14 protein-coding genes are annotated in these 15912 nt (G+C 71.7%); 9 read left to right on the top strand and 5 right to left on the bottom strand.

Going from position 1 to position 15912, the window contains the following annotated elements:
• Positions 1 to 4 precede the first annotated feature (4 nt).
• Positions 5 to 1438 carry a trehalose-6-phosphate synthase gene (locus AB0G11_RS38465; protein ID WP_219507746.1) on the top strand — a complete coding sequence of 478 codons (1434 nt, stop codon included), beginning with the start codon at positions 5 to 7 and terminating at the stop codon, positions 1436 to 1438.
• Here the strand turns inward: AB0G11_RS38465 and AB0G11_RS38460 are convergent.
• Positions 1371 to 1655: a DUF4235 domain-containing protein gene (locus AB0G11_RS38460; RefSeq protein ID WP_219507747.1), complete on the bottom strand. Its 285-nt coding sequence runs from the start codon at positions 1653 to 1655 to the stop codon at positions 1371 to 1373. The two genes, AB0G11_RS38465 and AB0G11_RS38460, sit on opposite strands and share 68 nt — an antisense overlap.
• Positions 1656 to 1764: 109 nt before the next feature.
• Between AB0G11_RS38460 and valS the strand changes: the two genes are divergently transcribed.
• Positions 1765 to 4266 (top strand): valine--tRNA ligase, encoded by a 2502-nt coding sequence (gene valS, locus AB0G11_RS38455; protein WP_219507748.1) that lies wholly within the window; start codon positions 1765 to 1767, stop codon positions 4264 to 4266.
• A gap of 7 nt (positions 4267 to 4273) precedes the next feature.
• On the opposite strand, the gene AB0G11_RS38450 is transcribed toward valS, so the two are convergent.
• Positions 4274 to 6487: a DUF6351 family protein gene (locus AB0G11_RS38450; RefSeq protein WP_357591564.1), complete on the bottom strand. Its 2214-nt coding sequence runs from the start codon at positions 6485 to 6487 to the stop codon at positions 4274 to 4276.
• Between the two features lie 90 nt (positions 6488 to 6577).
• On the opposite strand from AB0G11_RS38450, the gene AB0G11_RS38445 reads away from it, so the two are divergent.
• Genes AB0G11_RS38445 through AB0G11_RS38420 form a run of 6 tightly spaced genes read left to right on the top strand, consistent with a single transcriptional unit; the run spans position 6578 to position 10545 of the window.
• Positions 6578 to 7780: an AI-2E family transporter gene (locus tag AB0G11_RS38445; RefSeq protein ID WP_357591563.1), complete on the top strand. Its 1203-nt coding sequence runs from the start codon at positions 6578 to 6580 to the stop codon at positions 7778 to 7780.
• A gap of 11 nt (positions 7781 to 7791) precedes the next feature.
• Positions 7792 to 8346, top strand: a complete 555-nt coding sequence (locus tag AB0G11_RS38440; protein ID WP_357591561.1) for a PaaI family thioesterase — start codon at positions 7792 to 7794, stop codon at positions 8344 to 8346.
• Complete coding sequence (gene dut, locus AB0G11_RS38435; RefSeq protein ID WP_357591559.1) at positions 8343 to 8783, top strand: dUTP diphosphatase; 441 nt, start codon at positions 8343 to 8345, stop codon at positions 8781 to 8783. The genes AB0G11_RS38440 and dut overlap by 4 nt, the downstream gene beginning before the upstream one ends.
• A gap of 34 nt (positions 8784 to 8817) precedes the next feature.
• Positions 8818 to 9456, top strand: coding sequence for a DUF3710 domain-containing protein (locus tag AB0G11_RS38430; RefSeq protein ID WP_308125868.1), 639 nt, complete (start codon positions 8818 to 8820; stop codon positions 9454 to 9456).
• 29 nt (positions 9457 to 9485) lie between these two features.
• Positions 9486 to 9872 carry an OB-fold nucleic acid binding domain-containing protein gene (locus AB0G11_RS38425; RefSeq protein ID WP_049570465.1) on the top strand — a complete coding sequence of 129 codons (387 nt, stop codon included), beginning with the start codon at positions 9486 to 9488 and terminating at the stop codon, positions 9870 to 9872.
• Between the two features lie 4 nt (positions 9873 to 9876).
• Positions 9877 to 10545: a DUF3159 domain-containing protein gene (locus AB0G11_RS38420; RefSeq protein WP_308125869.1), complete on the top strand. Its 669-nt coding sequence runs from the start codon at positions 9877 to 9879 to the stop codon at positions 10543 to 10545.
• Between the two features lie 287 nt (positions 10546 to 10832).
• Here the strand turns inward: AB0G11_RS38420 and AB0G11_RS38415 are convergent, their stop codons facing one another.
• Together AB0G11_RS38415 and AB0G11_RS38410 are read right to left on the bottom strand one after the other, a co-directional pair.
• Positions 10833 to 11492 (bottom strand): TrkA family potassium uptake protein, encoded by a 660-nt coding sequence (locus AB0G11_RS38415; RefSeq protein WP_219507758.1) that lies wholly within the window; start codon positions 11490 to 11492, stop codon positions 10833 to 10835.
• Positions 11492 to 12157 (bottom strand): TrkA family potassium uptake protein, encoded by a 666-nt coding sequence (locus AB0G11_RS38410; RefSeq protein ID WP_219507760.1) that lies wholly within the window; start codon positions 12155 to 12157, stop codon positions 11492 to 11494. Before AB0G11_RS38410 ends, AB0G11_RS38415 begins: the two co-directional genes overlap by 1 nt.
• Before the next feature lie 103 nt (positions 12158 to 12260).
• Here AB0G11_RS38410 and AB0G11_RS38405 point away from each other — a divergent pair, with 103 nt between their 5' ends.
• Positions 12261 to 14288: an APC family permease gene (locus AB0G11_RS38405; RefSeq protein WP_219507762.1), complete on the top strand. Its 2028-nt coding sequence runs from the start codon at positions 12261 to 12263 to the stop codon at positions 14286 to 14288.
• Here AB0G11_RS38405 and AB0G11_RS38400 read toward each other — a convergent pair.
• Positions 14275 to 15894: an alpha/beta-hydrolase family protein gene (locus tag AB0G11_RS38400; RefSeq protein ID WP_357591557.1), complete on the bottom strand. Its 1620-nt coding sequence runs from the start codon at positions 15892 to 15894 to the stop codon at positions 14275 to 14277. The genes AB0G11_RS38405 and AB0G11_RS38400 overlap by 14 nt on opposite strands.
• Positions 15895 to 15912: the final 18 nt, after the last annotated feature.

Here is a 15912-nt window from a genome sequence, read left to right as displayed (position 1 = left end):
TCGGGTGGTTGGCCGTAGTTCGTTTCTGATCGTCGCGAACCGGTTGCCGGTGGACCGGACCGTCGACCCGGACGGAACGGCCTCGTGGCGCAGAAGCCCCGGCGGGCTGGTCACCGCCATCGCGCCGGTCATGCAGCGCCGCCACGGCGCCTGGCTCGGCTGGCACGGCGCGGCCGACGAGGAGCTGGAACCCTTCGAGCAGGACGGCATGAGCCTGATCCCGGTGCCGCTGTCGGCCGAGGAGGTCGAGCTCTACTACGAGGGCTTCTCCAACGCCACGCTCTGGCCGCTCTACCACGACGTGGTCGCGCCGCCGATCTTCGAGCGGCCTATGTGGGAGACCTACCGCGCCGTCAACGAGCGCTTCGCCGCCGCCGCGGCCGAGGCAGCCGAGGAGGGCGCCGTCGTCTGGGTGCAGGACTACCAGCTCCAGCTCGTGCCCGCCATGCTGCGCAAGCTCCGGCCCGACCTGCGCATCGGGTTCTTCCTGCACATCCCGTTCCCGCCGGTCGAGCTGTTCTGGCGGCTGCCGTGGCGCAGGGAGCTCGTCGAAGGGCTGCTCGGCGCCGACCTGGTCGGCTTCCAGCTGCCCGGCGGCGCCTCCAACTTCCGCCGCCTGTGCCGCCGGCTGCTCGGCGTCCCGTACAAGGGGAACGAGATCTTCCTGGAGGACCGGGTCGTCACCACGCAGGCGTTCCCGATCTCCGTCGACTTCGGCGAGCTTGACTCCCTCGTCCGCGAGCCGAACATCATCTCCCGGGCCAAGGAGATCAGGGCCGAGCTGGGCGACCCCGAGCACGTGCTGCTGGGCGTGGACCGGCTCGACTACACCAAGGGCATCGGCCAGCGCCTGGAGGCGTTCGGCGAGCTGCTCAAGGACGGCCGCATCGCCCCCGGCGAGGCGACGTTCGTACAGATCGCCACCCCGAGCCGCGAACGGGTCGAGGAGTACAGGCGGCTGCGCGACGACATCGAGCTGCAGGTGGGCCGGATCAACGGGGAGAACGCGGTCTTCGGCGGCCAGCCGATCCAGTACTTCCACCAGTCCTACGGCAAGCAGGAGCTGGCCGCGCTCTACCTGGCCGCCGACGTCATGGTGGTCACGCCGCTGCGCGACGGGATGAACCTGGTGGCCAAGGAGTACGTCGCCTGCCACCACGACCTGAGCGGCGCGCTGGTGCTCAGCGAGTTCGCCGGGGCGGCCGACGAGCTGCGCCAGTCCTACCTGGTCAACCCGTACGACGTCGAGGACGTCAAGCGCCAGATGCTGGCCGCTATGCGGGCCACGCCGCACGAGCTGGCCCGGCGCATGCGCACGATGCGCCGCCGGGTCGCCACCTACGACGTGGACCGCTGGGCCAGCGAGTTTCTCACAGCTTTGGAGACGCCTGCTTCAGAGCCCGCCACGAGTCATAGCGCTTCTTGGCGGTCCGGTTGACCACGATCTGCGCCACCGACATGCCCACGCCCATCACGACCGCGTAGCCGATCGCCTCACCCATGTTGACCTCGGGCGAGTCGGGATCGACAGGAGGCTCCTTGCCCGTCGCCTTGACCCAGGCGTAGCCGAGGAGCTTCCTGGCCGCCCACGCGGTCACCAGCCCCACCAGACCGCCGACCACCCGCCAGGCGACATCGGGCTTGTCATCAGCCATCCGACCTTCTCCCTTCCCCTTTGTAACGAACACTAGTCTCTACCGCTTCTGCGCCCGCCAAGCCGTACCATAAGGAGGCATGACTCAGCAGCGACTACGCCATGCCCTCATGCCCGAGAAACCGACTCTCGACGGCTTGGAGCAGGTATGGGTAGCCCGCTGGGACGAGCAGGGCACCTACCGCTTCGACCGCACGAGCCCGCGTGAGCGGGTCTACGCGATCGACACGCCGCCGCCCACCGTCTCCGGCTCGCTGCACGTCGGTCACGTCTTCTCCTACACCCACGCCGACATCATGGCCCGTCACCAGCGCATGCTGGGCAAGTCGGTGTTCTACCCCATCGGCTGGGACGACAACGGCCTGCCGACCGAACGGCGGGTGCAGAACGTCTACGGCGTGCGCTGCGACCCGTCCCTGCCCTACGACCCCGGCTTCACTCCGCCGGACAAGCCGGGCAAGCGGGAGATCTCCATCTCGCGGCGCAACTTCGTGGAGCTGTGCCACAAGCTGACCGAGATCGACGAGCAGGCGTTCGAGGAGGTGTGGCGGCGCGTCGGCCTGTCGGTCGACTGGTCGCTGCTCTACACCACGATCGGCGACGACTCGCGGCGCGTGTCGCAGCGGGCGTTCCTGCGCAACCTGGCGCGCGGCGAGGCCTACCTGGCCGAGGCGCCCACCCTGTGGGACGTCAGCTACCGCACCGCCGTCGCCCAGGCCGAGCTGGAGGACCGGGAGTGGCCCGGCGCCTTCCACCGGATCTCCTTCTACGGCGAGAAGGGCCCGGTCTGGATCGAGACGACCCGGCCCGAGCTGATCCCCGCCTGCGTGGCGCTGGTCGCCCATCCCGACGACGAGCGCTACCAGCCGCTGTTCGGCACGTCGGCGCTGTCGCCGCTGTTCGGCGTCGAGGTGCCGATCCTGGCCCACCACCTGGCCGAGCCGGACAAGGGCTCCGGCATCGCGATGATCTGCACGTTCGGCGACATCACCGACGTGACCTGGTGGCGCGAGCTCAACCTGGAGACCCGCCCGGTCATCGGCTGGGACGGCCGGCTGCTGCCCGAGCCCCCGGAGGGCGTCGAGCCCGGCCCGTACAAGGAGCTGGCCGGCAAGACCGTCCACAGCGCCCGCGAGCGGATCGTGGAGCTGCTGCGCGAGTCCGGCGACCTCGACGGCGACCCGCGCCCGGTGCAGCGCACGGTGAAGTTCTACGAGCGCGGCGACAAGCCGCTGGAGATCGTCACCACCCGGCAGTGGTACATCCGCAACGGCGGGCGCGACGAGGCGCTGCGCGAGCGGCTGCTGGAGCGCGGGCGCGAGCTGGAGTGGCACCCGCCGCACATGCGGGTCCGCTACGACAACTGGGTGCAGGGCCTGTCCGGCGACTGGCTGATCTCCCGGCAGCGCTTCTTCGGCGTGCCGTTCCCGGTGTGGTACCGGCTCGACGAGGCCGGGCAGCCCGTCTACGACGAGCCGATCACGCCGCCCGAGGAGTCGCTGCCGATCGACCCGTCGTCCGACACCCCGCCGGGCTACACCGAGGACCAGCGCGGCGTGCCCGGCGGGTTCATGGCCGACCCCGACGTGATGGACACCTGGGCCACCTCGTCGCTCACGCCGCAGATCGCGGGCCGCTGGGAGACCGACGACGACCTGTTCCGGCGGGTCTTCCCGGCCGACCTGCGCCCGCAGTCGCACGAGATCATCCGCACCTGGCTGTTCGCCACCGTGGTCCGCTCCCACCTGGAGTTCGGCAGCACGCCGTGGAGCGACGTGGCGATCTCCGGCTGGATCCTCGACCCCGACCGTAAGAAGATGTCCAAGTCCAAGGGCAACGTGGTCACCCCGATGGACCTGCTGGAGCAGCACGGCTCCGACGCGGTCCGCTACTGGGCGGCGGGCGGCCGCTACGGCGTCGACACCGCGTTCGACGCCGGGCAGCTCAAGATCGGCCGGCGGCTGGCCATCAAGATCCTCAACGCGTCCAAGTTCGTGCTCGGGCTCGGCGAGGGCGGCGGCGAGATCACCGAGCCGCTCGACCTGTCGATGCTCGCCGCCCTGTCCGCCACCGTCCGCGAGGCCACCGAGGCGTTCACCGCCTACGAGCACACGCGGGCGCTGGAGGCCGTCGAGCGGTTCTTCTGGACGTTCTGCGACGACTACCTGGAGCTGGTCAAGGCCAGGGCGTACGAGGAAGGCGCGGCGGCGGCGTCGGCGCACGAGGCGCTGCGGCAGGCGCTCGACGTGCTGCTGCGGCTGTTCGCGCCGTTCCTGCCGTTCGTCACCGAGGAGGTGTGGTCGTGGTGGCGTGACGGCTCGGTCCACCGGGCCGCCTGGCCCGAGGCGGGGCAGCCGGGCGGCGACCCCGCCGTGCTGGAGGCCGCCTCCCAGGTGCTGCGCCAGGTCCGCAAGGCCAAGTCCGAGGCCAAGGCGTCGATGCGGGCCGAGGTGTCCCGGCTCACCGTCACCTCGCCGCAGGCCGCCCTCATCCGGCTCGCCCAGGACGACCTGTGCGGGGCGGGCGCGGTCGAGGAGTTCGTCCTGGAGCAGGGTGAGAGCCACACCGTCGAGGTCCTGCTCGGCTCCCCGGCCGTAGCCGCCGTCCCGTAGTCGCTGTTCAGTAGTCGCACACGCCCGTCGGGAAGATCTGCTCCAGGCGGGCGCGTTCGGCCGCCGAGGGCGTCCACGCGCCGTAGAGGCCGCGGGCGATCGCCCTCGACACCGGCTGGAGCCGGCACGCGTAGACGCCGCCCTCGATCGGCCCGCCCGCCACCACGCGGGAGGTCGAGTAGAGCGGGAACGCCTTCGTGCACGCCCCCGGCTCCCGCCGGTCCAGGACGCCGTCCCACACGTGCGGCCCGGCCGCGATCTGCGTGCCGTCCACGGCGAAGCAGCGGTCCACCGCCCCGGCGGGCCTGTTGCCCGTCACGCCGCGCCACGGCCGCTCCCGGATCGCGGTCAGCCACTCCTCCATCACGGCCAGCGCCTCGGGCGTCGCGTCGGAGCGCGGCTCGGGCCGGGCGTCGGTGAACCAGATGACCTGGTTGCCCGCCCGGCCGTCGTGGTCCAGCATGCGCTTGCGCGTGGCGAACGACTGGTGGGCGTTGTGCATGTTCAGCCGCTCCTCCAGGTACGGCCGCCAGTCGATCACCGGGATGTCGATGTCGCCGCCGAACACCAGGCCGCTGCGCAGCACGTTCCTGACCGCCACCGGGTCGGGCGCGCGGCGCGGCGCCGGGTCGCCCAGGTTCATGTTGCGCGCGCTCCACGGGTCGACGTCGCCGGGGCAGGCCGGCGGGGTGAACGGGCACCCCTCCTGCACCATGTCGGCCTGCTCCTTCCACGAGCCCGCCTTCGCGTTCACGTCCAGGAACTCCGCGGGCGTGATCACGCCGTCCGTGAGCGCCTTCAGCCCGTACTGGACGCCCACGTTGCCCCACGCCGAGCGGGCGTACCCGGCGGCGTCCACCCCGTACACCTTGCGCAGGTCGTCCCAGTGCGTCCACTGGACGCTCTCCTTGACGCCCGGCGGGTCCGTCCGCTCCCATTCCGGAGCGTCGTCGTCGGTCCACCGCGGGTTCATGGCCAGCGGGGTCAGGCCGCGCCAGCCGGTCACGCACTCGTCCGAGCCGGGCTTGCCGGTGAACGGGTTCACCACCGTGTCGCTCGCGTTCATGCCGATGAGCGCGGTGCGGTCCTCCCAGCGGGCCCAGCGCGGGTTGCCGTCCATGTACCGTTCGAGCAGCTCGCAGTCGCCCACGTGGATGGTCTGGGTGACCATGTCCGGATAGGAATACTGCGCGATGGCCGCGTCGATGATCCGGTTGCCGTGGTTCTGCCCGTAGATGTACTGCTGGATGCCGCCGCCCGAGCCGCCCACGCCCACCGTGTACAGCGGCACCCCGTACGTCTCGACGAAGCGCTCCTTGACCATGAGCGCCGTCTCGCCGCCCAGGATCAGGTTGTAGTGGGTCGAGGTGCGGGTGCCCGACGAGTGCAGGATCGCGTACCCCTTGCCCAGCCCGTACGGGTCCAGCGCCCCGGAGCCGAGCGTGCCCTGGTCGTGGCCGATCGCCACGCCGCCGTCGAACTGGTAGACCGCCCGGCCGGTGTAGCCGTCCTCCAGCGCCGCGATCGAGTAGACGAACCGGTTGATCACGCCGCGCTCGCGCCGCACCACGAAGTCGACCGTCCGGCCGTCCAGCGTCGTGGTCGTCGCCAGGTCCGCTGGGCGGCCCTGCGGCGGCATCGGCTTGAACGCGCCGCCAGTCGAGCGGTAGAGGCGGTCGGTGACCGGGGGCGCGAAGCAGTCGCGGCTCCAGCCGCCCGCCACCCGCATGCCCTGACCGTCCCGGTTGTCGGCCACGGGCGGGCCGAGCCCGCTCCGCTCCGTCTTGCACACGAACGGGTACTGGTGCTCGCCGGAGAAGATCGGGCCGGAGATCGGGTGGTTGCGCACCCGCAGCGAGTCACGGTGCCGGCCCGCGTACGCGGTGATCGTGCCCGTCCCGGCCGCCAGCCCCGTCACCAGGCCCGTGTACGTGCGCCCGCCCGGGTCGGCCCGGAAGGCCGCGCTGACGTCGGCGCCGTCACGCAGCACCCGCGGCCGCTCGCCGCGCGGCACCCGTACCCGGACCAGGGCGTCACCGCCGCTGACCTGGTCGGCCCGGCTGGAGAGCACCTCGACCGAGACCCCGCCCCCGCCCGCCTGCGCCGGGGAGGCCGGGACCGCCGTGAGCCCCAGGACGACCGCGAGCGTGATCGCGCCCGCCTTCACGACCCCGCCCGCCCTCATGACCCGGACCGGCCGCACGACCCCGACTGGATTCATGACCATGACGGTGACACGGCGGCCCCGCCTTGCCCAGGCCCGAACTTTTAACCGCGCGCATCCTCGGCTCCGGCGTGCCAGTCTTGAAACGTGCTGACCGACCGACCCACCAAACTCGTGCCCCCCGTGCTCGCCCGCATGGCCGCGTGGTGCCTGTGCCTGGTCCTCGTCGGCGTGGTCGTCTACTTCTTCGTCCAGGTGATCGCCCGGCTCAGCTTCGTGGCGCTGCCCGTCGCGATCGCGCTGCTGCTGACCGCGCTGCTCTTCCCGCTGACCCGCAGCCTGCGCGAGGCCGGGCTGCGGCCCATCTGGGCCACCTGGCTCACCATGCTCGCCGCGCTGGCCGTGCTGGTGGGCACCGGCTGGCTGGTCGGCGTGCGCGCCACCGAGGAATTCCCCAACCTGGTCAAGCAGGTCGAGGCCACCGTCGCCGACGTGCAGCAGTGGCTCACCACCGGGCCGCTGCACCTGGAGCAGGCGCAGATCAGCGCGTACGTCGCCGAAGTCGTCAAGATGATCAACGCCCAGCGCGACGCCATCACCGGCACCGTGCTGTCCGCCGGGGCGGTGGCCGTCGAGGTGCTCGCCTCCATCGTGCTGCTGCTGTTCGTGACGTTCTTCCTGCTCAAGGACGGCGAGCGGATCTGGTCGTGGTTCCTCAAGGGGTTCGGCGGGATGTCGCCGCGCGTCGACCGGGCCGGGCGGGCCGCGTGGACCACGCTGTCGCACTACGTGCAGGGCAGCGTCCTGGTGGCCGCCGTGCACGGCGTCGTCATGGGCATCGTGCTGGCCGGCATGGGGGTGCCGCTGTGGGCGCCGCTGGCCGTGCTCATCTTCTTCGCCAGCTTCATCCCGATCGTCGGCATCTTCTTCGCCGGCACCGTCGCCACCCTGGTCACGCTGGGCGCCAAGGGCATCGTCTACGCGCTCATCTTCGTCGGCATCCTGGTCATCGAGCAGCAGCTGGAGAACCACGTGCTGCAGCCGCTGATCGTCGGCCGGGCGCTGCGGTTCCACCCGCTGGCGATCATTCTCGTGCTGTCCGTGGGCGGCATCCTGGCGGGCATCGCGGGCGCGGTCGTCGCGGTGCCGATCGCGGCGGTCATCTACCGCGCACTGCCCGAGCTGCGCTCCGACCCGCCCTCGCTGCCGCCCCCGCCCCGCCCGGCGGGCGACGCCGGGACAGGCGCGCCGGACGGACCGCAGGACGGGCCCACGGACGGGACCACGGATGATCCCCCGGAACAGGGACGTTCCCCCGCCGCGACCCGGGCCGGTGCCGACACGGAGTAGCCTCGTCACCCGTGACTCGTTCCACCGTTACCACCCCGCCGCCCGGCGCCGAGCCGCCCAAGGCGCACCCCGGCGCGCCCGGCCCCGGCGCCGCCCTCGGCTCCCACTACAGCCGCTGCTTCGGCTGCGGCGCCGACCACCCCACCGGCCTGCACATCAACGCCGTCACCCCGGACGGCAACACCGTCGAGGCCGAGTTCACCGTGGGGGAGGCGCACCAGGGCGCGCCCCGGCTCGCGCACGGCGGCGTGCTCGCCGCCGCCATGGACGAGGTCATCGGAATGTCCGTCTGGCTGTTCCACAAGCCCTATGTCACGGGACGGCTGGAGACCGACTACCTCCTCCCCGTTCCCGTGGGCACGACACTCCACCTGCGTGCCTGGTGCAACGGGATCTCGGGCCGCAAGGCGTACCTTGAGGCGGAGGGGCGCATCGGCGCCCCCGACGGCCCGGTCGCCGTCCGCGCGGCGGCGCTGTTCATCGAGGTGGACATGGCGCACTTCGCCGAGCACGGCGACCTCGCGGCCATCGCCGCCGAGCACCAGGACTACGAGGTGAACCCGTGACCGAGGTGGAGGTCCTCATCCAGCGCCTCGACCCCGGGCTGCCGGTGCCCCGCTACGCCCACCCCGGCGACGCGGGCGCCGACCTCTACTCCGCCGAGGACGCCGAGCTGCTGCCGGGGGAGCGGGCCGTCATCCGCACCGGCGTGGCGATCGCGCTGCCCGACGGCTACGCGGCCTTCGTCCACCCCCGCTCCGGCCTGGCCGCCAGGCACGGCATCACGATGGTGAACGCGCCCGGCACGGTCGACGCCGGCTACCGGGGCGAGGTCAAGGTCACGCTGATCAACACCGACGCGAAGGAGCCGTTCCGCCTGCGCCGCGGCGACCGGCTGGCCCAGCTCGTCTTCCAGCGGGTGGAGCGGGCGGCCTTCCGCGAGGTGGACAGCCTGCCGGAGTCCGCTCGGGGCGCCGGCGGGCACGGTTCGACCGGACGCTGAAAGACACTGACAAGATCAGGGAGAGTGAGACAACGTGTTGCGACGTCGCCGTCGTGAGCAGCCGGAGCAGGTGGCGGAGGAGACCGCCGCCGTCCCTGCGCGCGAATCCGGCCCGTGGGACGCCGACGAGCCCCACCCCGACCATGACCGCACCGACCTGGGCGGGCTGCGCCTGCCCCACAACCCGGCCTTCGACGTCCGGCTGGCCTCCGTGGGGGACCAGCACGTCGGCGTGGTCGCGCTGTGGGAGGAGAGCTCGCTGCAGCTCCAGGCGCTGGCCGCGCCGAAGAGCTCGGGCCTGTGGGACGAGATCAGGACCAAGATCAAGGCGAGCGCCCCGGCGCTGGAGGAGCGCGAGGGCCCGTTCGGCCCCGAGCTGGCCGGGCAGATCCCCGTCGAGGGCGGCAGCCGCCCGGCCCGCTACCTGGGCATCGACGGCCCCCGCTGGTTCCTGCTCGCCGTGATCAACGGCCGCGCCGCGGTCGACGACACGGTGGCGGAGGCGTTCGTCGAGTTCGTCAAGGACGTCGTGGTCGTCCGCGGCGACGAGCCGATGGCCCGCGAGGAATCGATCCCGCTGCGCCGCCCCAACGAGCAGCCGGTCGCCGAGCAGCCCGAGGCCCAGCAGCAGAACCCGTTCAAACGCGGCCCCGAAATCAGCGAGATACGCTGACGCGTCCTTATCACATAGGCTGAACCATCATGAGTACGGCAGAGCCTCCGAAACGCGGAGGATTGCGGGCCTTCTTCAGCAGGCTGGCCACGAGCCGGTCCGAGCTGGAGGCACAGGAGCTTCGTGAGGGCGCCGACGAGGCAGGCGCCACGCCCATCGCCTCGTGTGGCGGCCGACGCCGGTTCTGCGTAGCCGGTACGCTACGGACGGTCACCCTGCGTCCGCGAGGCGGCGCCCCCGCCCTGGAGGCCGAGCTGTACGACGGCTCCGACGTGATCGACCTGGTGTGGCTCGGCCGCCGCAAGATCGCGGGGATCGAGCCGGGCCGGCCGGTCAAGGCCGAAGGGCTGGTCAGCATGCAGGACGGCCGCAAGGTGATGTTCAATCCGCGATACGAGCTGCGCCCAGGGAGTTGATCAGGTGAGTGCTGAGGCCGGAGAGGCCGCCCACGACACCGTCGAGGCGGCGGTGCGAGCCCAGCTCGCCAAGGCGTTCGGCGGCGTGCGCGGCATCATCGAGGCGGCGGTGCCGACGATCGCCTTCACGCTGACCTGGATCACGACCGAGCAGCTCCGGCTGTCGCTGATCGTCAGCATCACGCTGGCGGTGGCGCTGCTGCTGGTGCGGCTCGTGCAGCGGTCCACGCCGCAGTTCGTGATCAACAGCCTCATCGGCATCGCGATCGGCGCGTTCTTCGCCAGCCGCACCGGTGACGCGAAGGACTACTTCCTGCCCGGCATCCTGTGGAACGCCGCCTACTCGGTCGGGATGCTGGTCTCGATCGTCGCCCGGTGGCCGGTCGTCGGCTTCCTCATCGGGTCGGTCACCAACGACCCGGTGGGGTGGCATAAGGACCCCGGCATCGTGAAGCTCTGCACCCGGCTCACCTGGCTGCTCATGATCCCGTGCGTGGTGCGGGTGGCCGTGCAGCTTCCGGTCTACCTGTTCGGCGGCGGCGACCCGGCGGTGGCGGCGCTCGGCTTCGCGAAGATCGTCATGGGCTGGCCGTTGCAGGTGGCGGCGCTGGCCGCGATGGTGTGGGTGCTCGGCCGCGGCCGCACCCCGCTCAACCCGCCCGCCCCGGCCTGACCCCTTCCGCCCGGCGAACCCGTCTCTCGAACGAGAGGCGGGTTCCGCCATTCCCGGGCTTCTCCGGGCCCGGGCCGGAGAAACCGGGGCCGGAGTGGTGGGGGCCGGAGGCGGGCGGGGGGCCGAAGGGGGCCGCCCTCGTCGATCGCCAGGTGGACGAGCCCCACCTGGTTGGCGGCCACGCCCGCGAGGTGGCCGATCCGGCGGCGCAGCCCGGTGGACTCCGTCAGCCGCTGCCGTCCGGCCCGGTCGATCCCGTCGCCGCCCTCCGTGGGCGCCGTCATGGGTCAGTGCTGGGAGAGCAGGTGGGCGAGCTCCTGCTCGACCTCCTGGTTGGCCACGAACAGCAGCTCGTCGCCCGCCTCCAGGGGGTCGTCGGCGGTCGGCACCAGGACGCGGCCCTCGCGCAGGATCGCCACCAGCGCCGAGTCCGTGGGCCACGGCACCGTGCCGGCCCGCTGGCCCACCACCGGCGCGTCGTCGGCCAGCGTGAGCTCGACCAGGTTGGCCTGCCCCTGGCGGAACGTCATCAGCCGCACCAGGTCGCCGACGCTGACCGCCTCCTCGACGAGCGCGCTCAGCAGGCGCGGCGTGGAGACCGCGACGTCGACGCCCCACGACTCGTTAAACAGCCACTCGTTGTTGGGGTGGTTGATGCGCGCGACCACGCGCGGCACCCCGTACTCGGTCTTGGCCAGCAGCGACACGACGAGGTTGACCTTGTCGTCGCCGGAGGAGGCGACGACGACGTGGCAGTTGCTGAGCCCGGCCTCGTCGAGGGAGGCGATCTCGCAGGCGTCGGCGAGCAGCCACTCGGCGCGCGGCACGCTGTCGATCTTGATGGCCTTGGGGTTGACGTCGATGAGCAGGACCTCGTGGCCGTTCTCGAGGAGCTCGGCGGCGATGGAGCGGCCGACGGCGCCGGCCCCGGCGATGGCGACGCGCATCACTCGTCCTCTTCCGGTGCCTCGGCCAGCACCTGGTTGATCCGGTCCATGTCGTCCTCGGCGGCGATGACGTGCAGCACGTCGCCGTCCTGCACCATCGTGGTGCCGGTGATGACCACGGCCTCGCCCATCCGGTTGAGGAAGGCGATGCGGGCCCCGGCGTGCGCCTCCAGGTCGACGACGCGGGTGCCGATCCAGGCCGGGTTGACCGTCACCTCGGCCAGCACGACGGTGCCGGTCGGGTCGCGCCACAGCGGCTCGGCCCCCTCGGGCAGGACGCGGCGCAGGATCTGGTCGGCGGTCCAGCGCACGGTCGCCACGGTCGGGATGCCGAGCCGCTGGTAGACCTCGGCGCGCCGGGGGTCGTAGATGCGCGCCACCACGTCGTCGACGCCGAACGTCTCGCGGGCCACGCGGGCGGAGATGATGTTGGAGTTGTCGCCGCTGGAGACCGCCACGAACGCGGCGGCGGACTCGACGCCCGCCTCGGTGAGCACGTCGCGGTCGAAGCCGATGCCGGTGACCCGGCGGCCGCGGAACCCGGCCCGCAGCCTGCGGAACGCCTGCGGGTCCCGGTCGATGATCGCGACCGAATGCCCGTTGTCCTCAAGGATGTGCGCGAGGGTCGATCCGACCCGGCCACACCCCATGATCACTATATGCATACTCCCCCGCACTCCGCGGTCGGCCCGTTGCTCGACACCAGTATGGCGTCCACCGGGAGCGCCCCGTCGGCGGCACAGGCACATAGGACTAGCATTCCGTAACGTGGCGAAAGCATCGGATCTTGTCAAACGCCTGCTCGTGGGGCGGGCCCTGAGAAGCGGCCAGCTTCACGAGCAACTCCTGCCGAAACGCATCGCCCTGCCCGTGTTCGCCAGCGACGCGCTCTCCTCCGTCGCCTACGCGCCGCAGGAGATCCTGGTCATCCTGTCGCTGGCGGGTGTCTCGTTCTACGCCTACAGCCCGTGGATCGCGATCGCCGTCGTGGTCGTGATGCTGACGGTCGTGGCCTCCTACCGGCAGAACGTGCACGCCTACCCGAGCGGCGGCGGGGACTACGAGGTGGCCACCACCAACCTGGGCGCCAACGCGGGGCTCACCGTGGCCAGCGCCCTCATGGTCGACTACGTGCTCACGGTCGCGGTGTCGGTGGCCAACGGCGTCGACTACGTGGGCGCGACGATCCCGTTCGTGGCCCAGCACAAGCCCGCCGTGGCCATCGGGATCGTCATCCTGCTCACCGTCGTCAACCTGCGCGGCCTGCGCGAGTCGGGGGCCGCGTTCGCGATCCCCACGTACGCGTTCATGATCGCGGTGCTCGGGATGATCGCCGTGGGCGGGTTCGAGGTCGTCTTCCTGAAGGAGGAGCTGCGCGCGCCGAGCGCCGACTTCGGCATCGTGCCGGAGCAGACCGACCTGACCATGTTCGCGGCGGCGTTCCTGGTGCTGCGCGCCTTCTCCACCGGCTGCGCGGCCCTGACCGGCGTCGAGGCCATCAGCAACGGCGTGCCCGCCTTCCGCAAGCCCAAGAGCCGCAACGCCGCCACCACGCTGCTCATGATGGGCCTGATCGCGATCAGCATGTTCGGCGGCATCATCGCGCTGGGCCTGGCCTCCGGGGTCAAGGTGGCCGAGCCGTCGGTGGCCGCCACCGACCTGCTGCGGCCCGACGGCACGCCGGTCGGCCCCGGCTACCACCAGCAGCCGATCATCTCGCAGGTGGCCGACGCGGTCTTCGGCGGCGGGTCGCTGCCGTTCGTCGTCATCTCCGGGGTCACCGCGCTCATCCTGTTCCTGGCCGCCAACACCGCCTTCAACGGCTTCCCGGTGCTCGGCTCGATCCTCGCCCAGGACCGCTACCTGCCGCGCCAGCTCCACACCCGGGGCGACCGGCTCGCCTTCTCCAACGGCATCATCATCCTGGCCCTGATGGCCTGCCTGCTGCTGTGGGGCTTCGACGCCGACGTCAGCCGCCTGCTGAACCTCTACATCGTCGGCGTCTTCGTCTCGTTCACGCTCAGCCAGACCGGCATGGTCATCCACTGGACCCGCCGGCTCAAGACCGAGGAGGACCTGAAGGCCCGCCACCAGATGCACCGCTCGCGCACGATCAACTTCTTCGGCGCGGTCATGACCGGGCTGGTGCTCGTGGTGGTGCTGCTCACCAAGTTCGTGGTCGGCGCGTGGATCGTGTGCATCGCGATGCCGATCCTGTTCCTCATGATGAAGGCCATCAGGCGCCACTACGACAACGTCGCCGCCGAGCTGGAGATCACCGAGGAGTACGACGAGTCGACGCTGCCCGCCCGCAACCACGCCATCGTGCTCGTCTCGAAGATCCACAAGCCGACGCTGCGGGCCCTGGCCTACGCCCGCGCCACCCGGCCGTCCACGCTGGAGGCCATTACGGTCGGCGTCGAGGGCAAGGAGGCGCGGGCGCTGCAGGAGGAGTGGGAGCGGCGCGGCATCCCGGTGCCGCTCAAGATGCTCAACTCCCCCTACCGGGAGATCACCCAGCCGATCCTCGACTACGTCAAGACCGTGCGCCGCCGCTCGCCGCGCGACGTGGTGACGGTCTTCATCCCCGAGTACGTGGTCGGCCACTGGTGGGAGCACCTGCTGCACAACCAGAGCGCGTTCCGGCTGAAGGCGCGGCTGCTGTTCAAGCCGGGCGTCATGGTGACGAGCGTGCCGTGGCAGCTCCACTCCTCCGACCGGCTGCGCGGGCGCCCCGAGCAGTACGCGCCGGGCGTGGCGCGGCGGTCGGGCGGCGAGCGGGTCAAGAACCGCTGAGCAGCAGCCCGCGCAGCCTGGCGGTGTCGGCCTCGCTCCACCCGGGCGGCGCGGCCACGGCGGCCCACCCGTCGGCGATGTTGGGGCCGTAGCGGTGGCCGTGGCCGGGCGGCACCGACAGCCCCGCCGTCATGTCGACCAGCACCTGCCAGAACGTGACCAGCGGGAACCAGTTCATCTGCGGGTTGACGCCGGGCCCGCGCGGCCCCTCCAGCCAGCCGGGCCGGTCGTAGATCAGCCGGGGCGTCCACCACACGACCGGGTCGGAGGCGTTCTGCAGGTAGACGACCCGGGGCTCCTTCCACGGGCCGGGCGGCCGCTCCAGATCGCCGGGCCGCTGGGCGAACCGGACGGTGACGCCGTCCTGGTAGACGGGCCGCCACAGCGGGCTGCCCCGGTCGCGGCCGGCGGTGACCTCGTTCCAGATGGGGTTGGCGTTCGGCGGCCCGACGAACAGCGCGCCGTCGGTCCTGGCGGCCAGGTCGTCCACGTCGCGGAAGGCGTTCTCCAGCGCGAACGAGCCCAGGCTCTCGCCCGAGACCACCAGCTTGGGCCGGTCGCCGGCGGGCAGCTGCTCCCACCGGGAGCGCACCGCGTCGAACAGCGCCGCCCCGGCCTGCGCCGCCTTCTTCTGGTCGACCAGGAACGACACCCAGCTCGGCAGGTAGGAGTACTGCAGTGCGACCAGGGCCGAGTCGCCCCCGTACATGTACTCCAGCGGATCGGCCATGCCCTGGTCGACCCAGCCGGTGCCGGTGGTGCCCAGCACGGCCAGCACCGCGCGGTCGAACGCGCCCGTGCGCTCCAGCTCGCGCACCGCCAGCGCCGCCTGGTCACGCGGTGAGGCCGTCGTGTCGAGCCCCACGTACACGCGGATGGGCTGCCGGGCGGGCTGCCCGGTGAACTCCCGCAGCCGGGCCGGGGTGGTGGCCGTGCCGACGAACCTGCGCCCCTCCCGGCCCAGGGAGTCCCAGCTCACCAGCGACCCGGGGCCGCCGGACAGCGAGGCGGAGGCCGGCCGGTGGACGCCCGGGTGCGTGGTGGCGTTGGTCACGGACGAGATGTCGCTCATCGTCCGGACGAACCCGGAGAACAGCACGTCGTTGGCGAACACCGCCACCAGGAAGCCGACGACCAGGACGCCGAGCACGTGACCCACGTAGAACGGGACGAACCTGTCGAGCCAGGCGATCAGCTTGCGCCCGCCGAGCCGTACGAGCCTGGCCAGGCCCAGGAACAGCGCGAACAGCACCACGGCCAGCGCCAGGATGACCGGCGGGAACCAGGTGATCGCGGTGTCCATGCCCATGAGGGCCCGCAGGTCGCGCTGCCAGTCGTAGCTGTACCACAGCGCGGCGGCGGTCAGCAGCGCGCAGCCCGTCAGCATGATCCGCCAGGCCGGCCTGCGCCAGCGCTCCGGCGGGCGGCGGCGCACCAGCGCCCGCCACACCGCGCCCGCCGAGGCCCCGGCGGCGTAGCCGAGCACGGCCGTGACCGCGCCCATGACCCCCTGGTAGAGCCACGTCCGGGGCAGCAGCGACGGCGTCAGCGACGCGCAGAAGAACAGCGTGCCGAGCAGAGTCCCCCCGAACCCCAGCTTCCACAACTCAGCGTCCCCCCGAAC

Source organism: Nonomuraea sp. NPDC023979 (assembly GCF_040639085.1).
Classification (GTDB): Bacteria; Actinomycetota; Actinomycetes; order Streptosporangiales; family Streptosporangiaceae; genus Nonomuraea; species Nonomuraea ceibae.
Note: the sequence above shows the minus strand (reverse complement) of the source record. Positions and strands in the feature narration are given on the sequence as shown.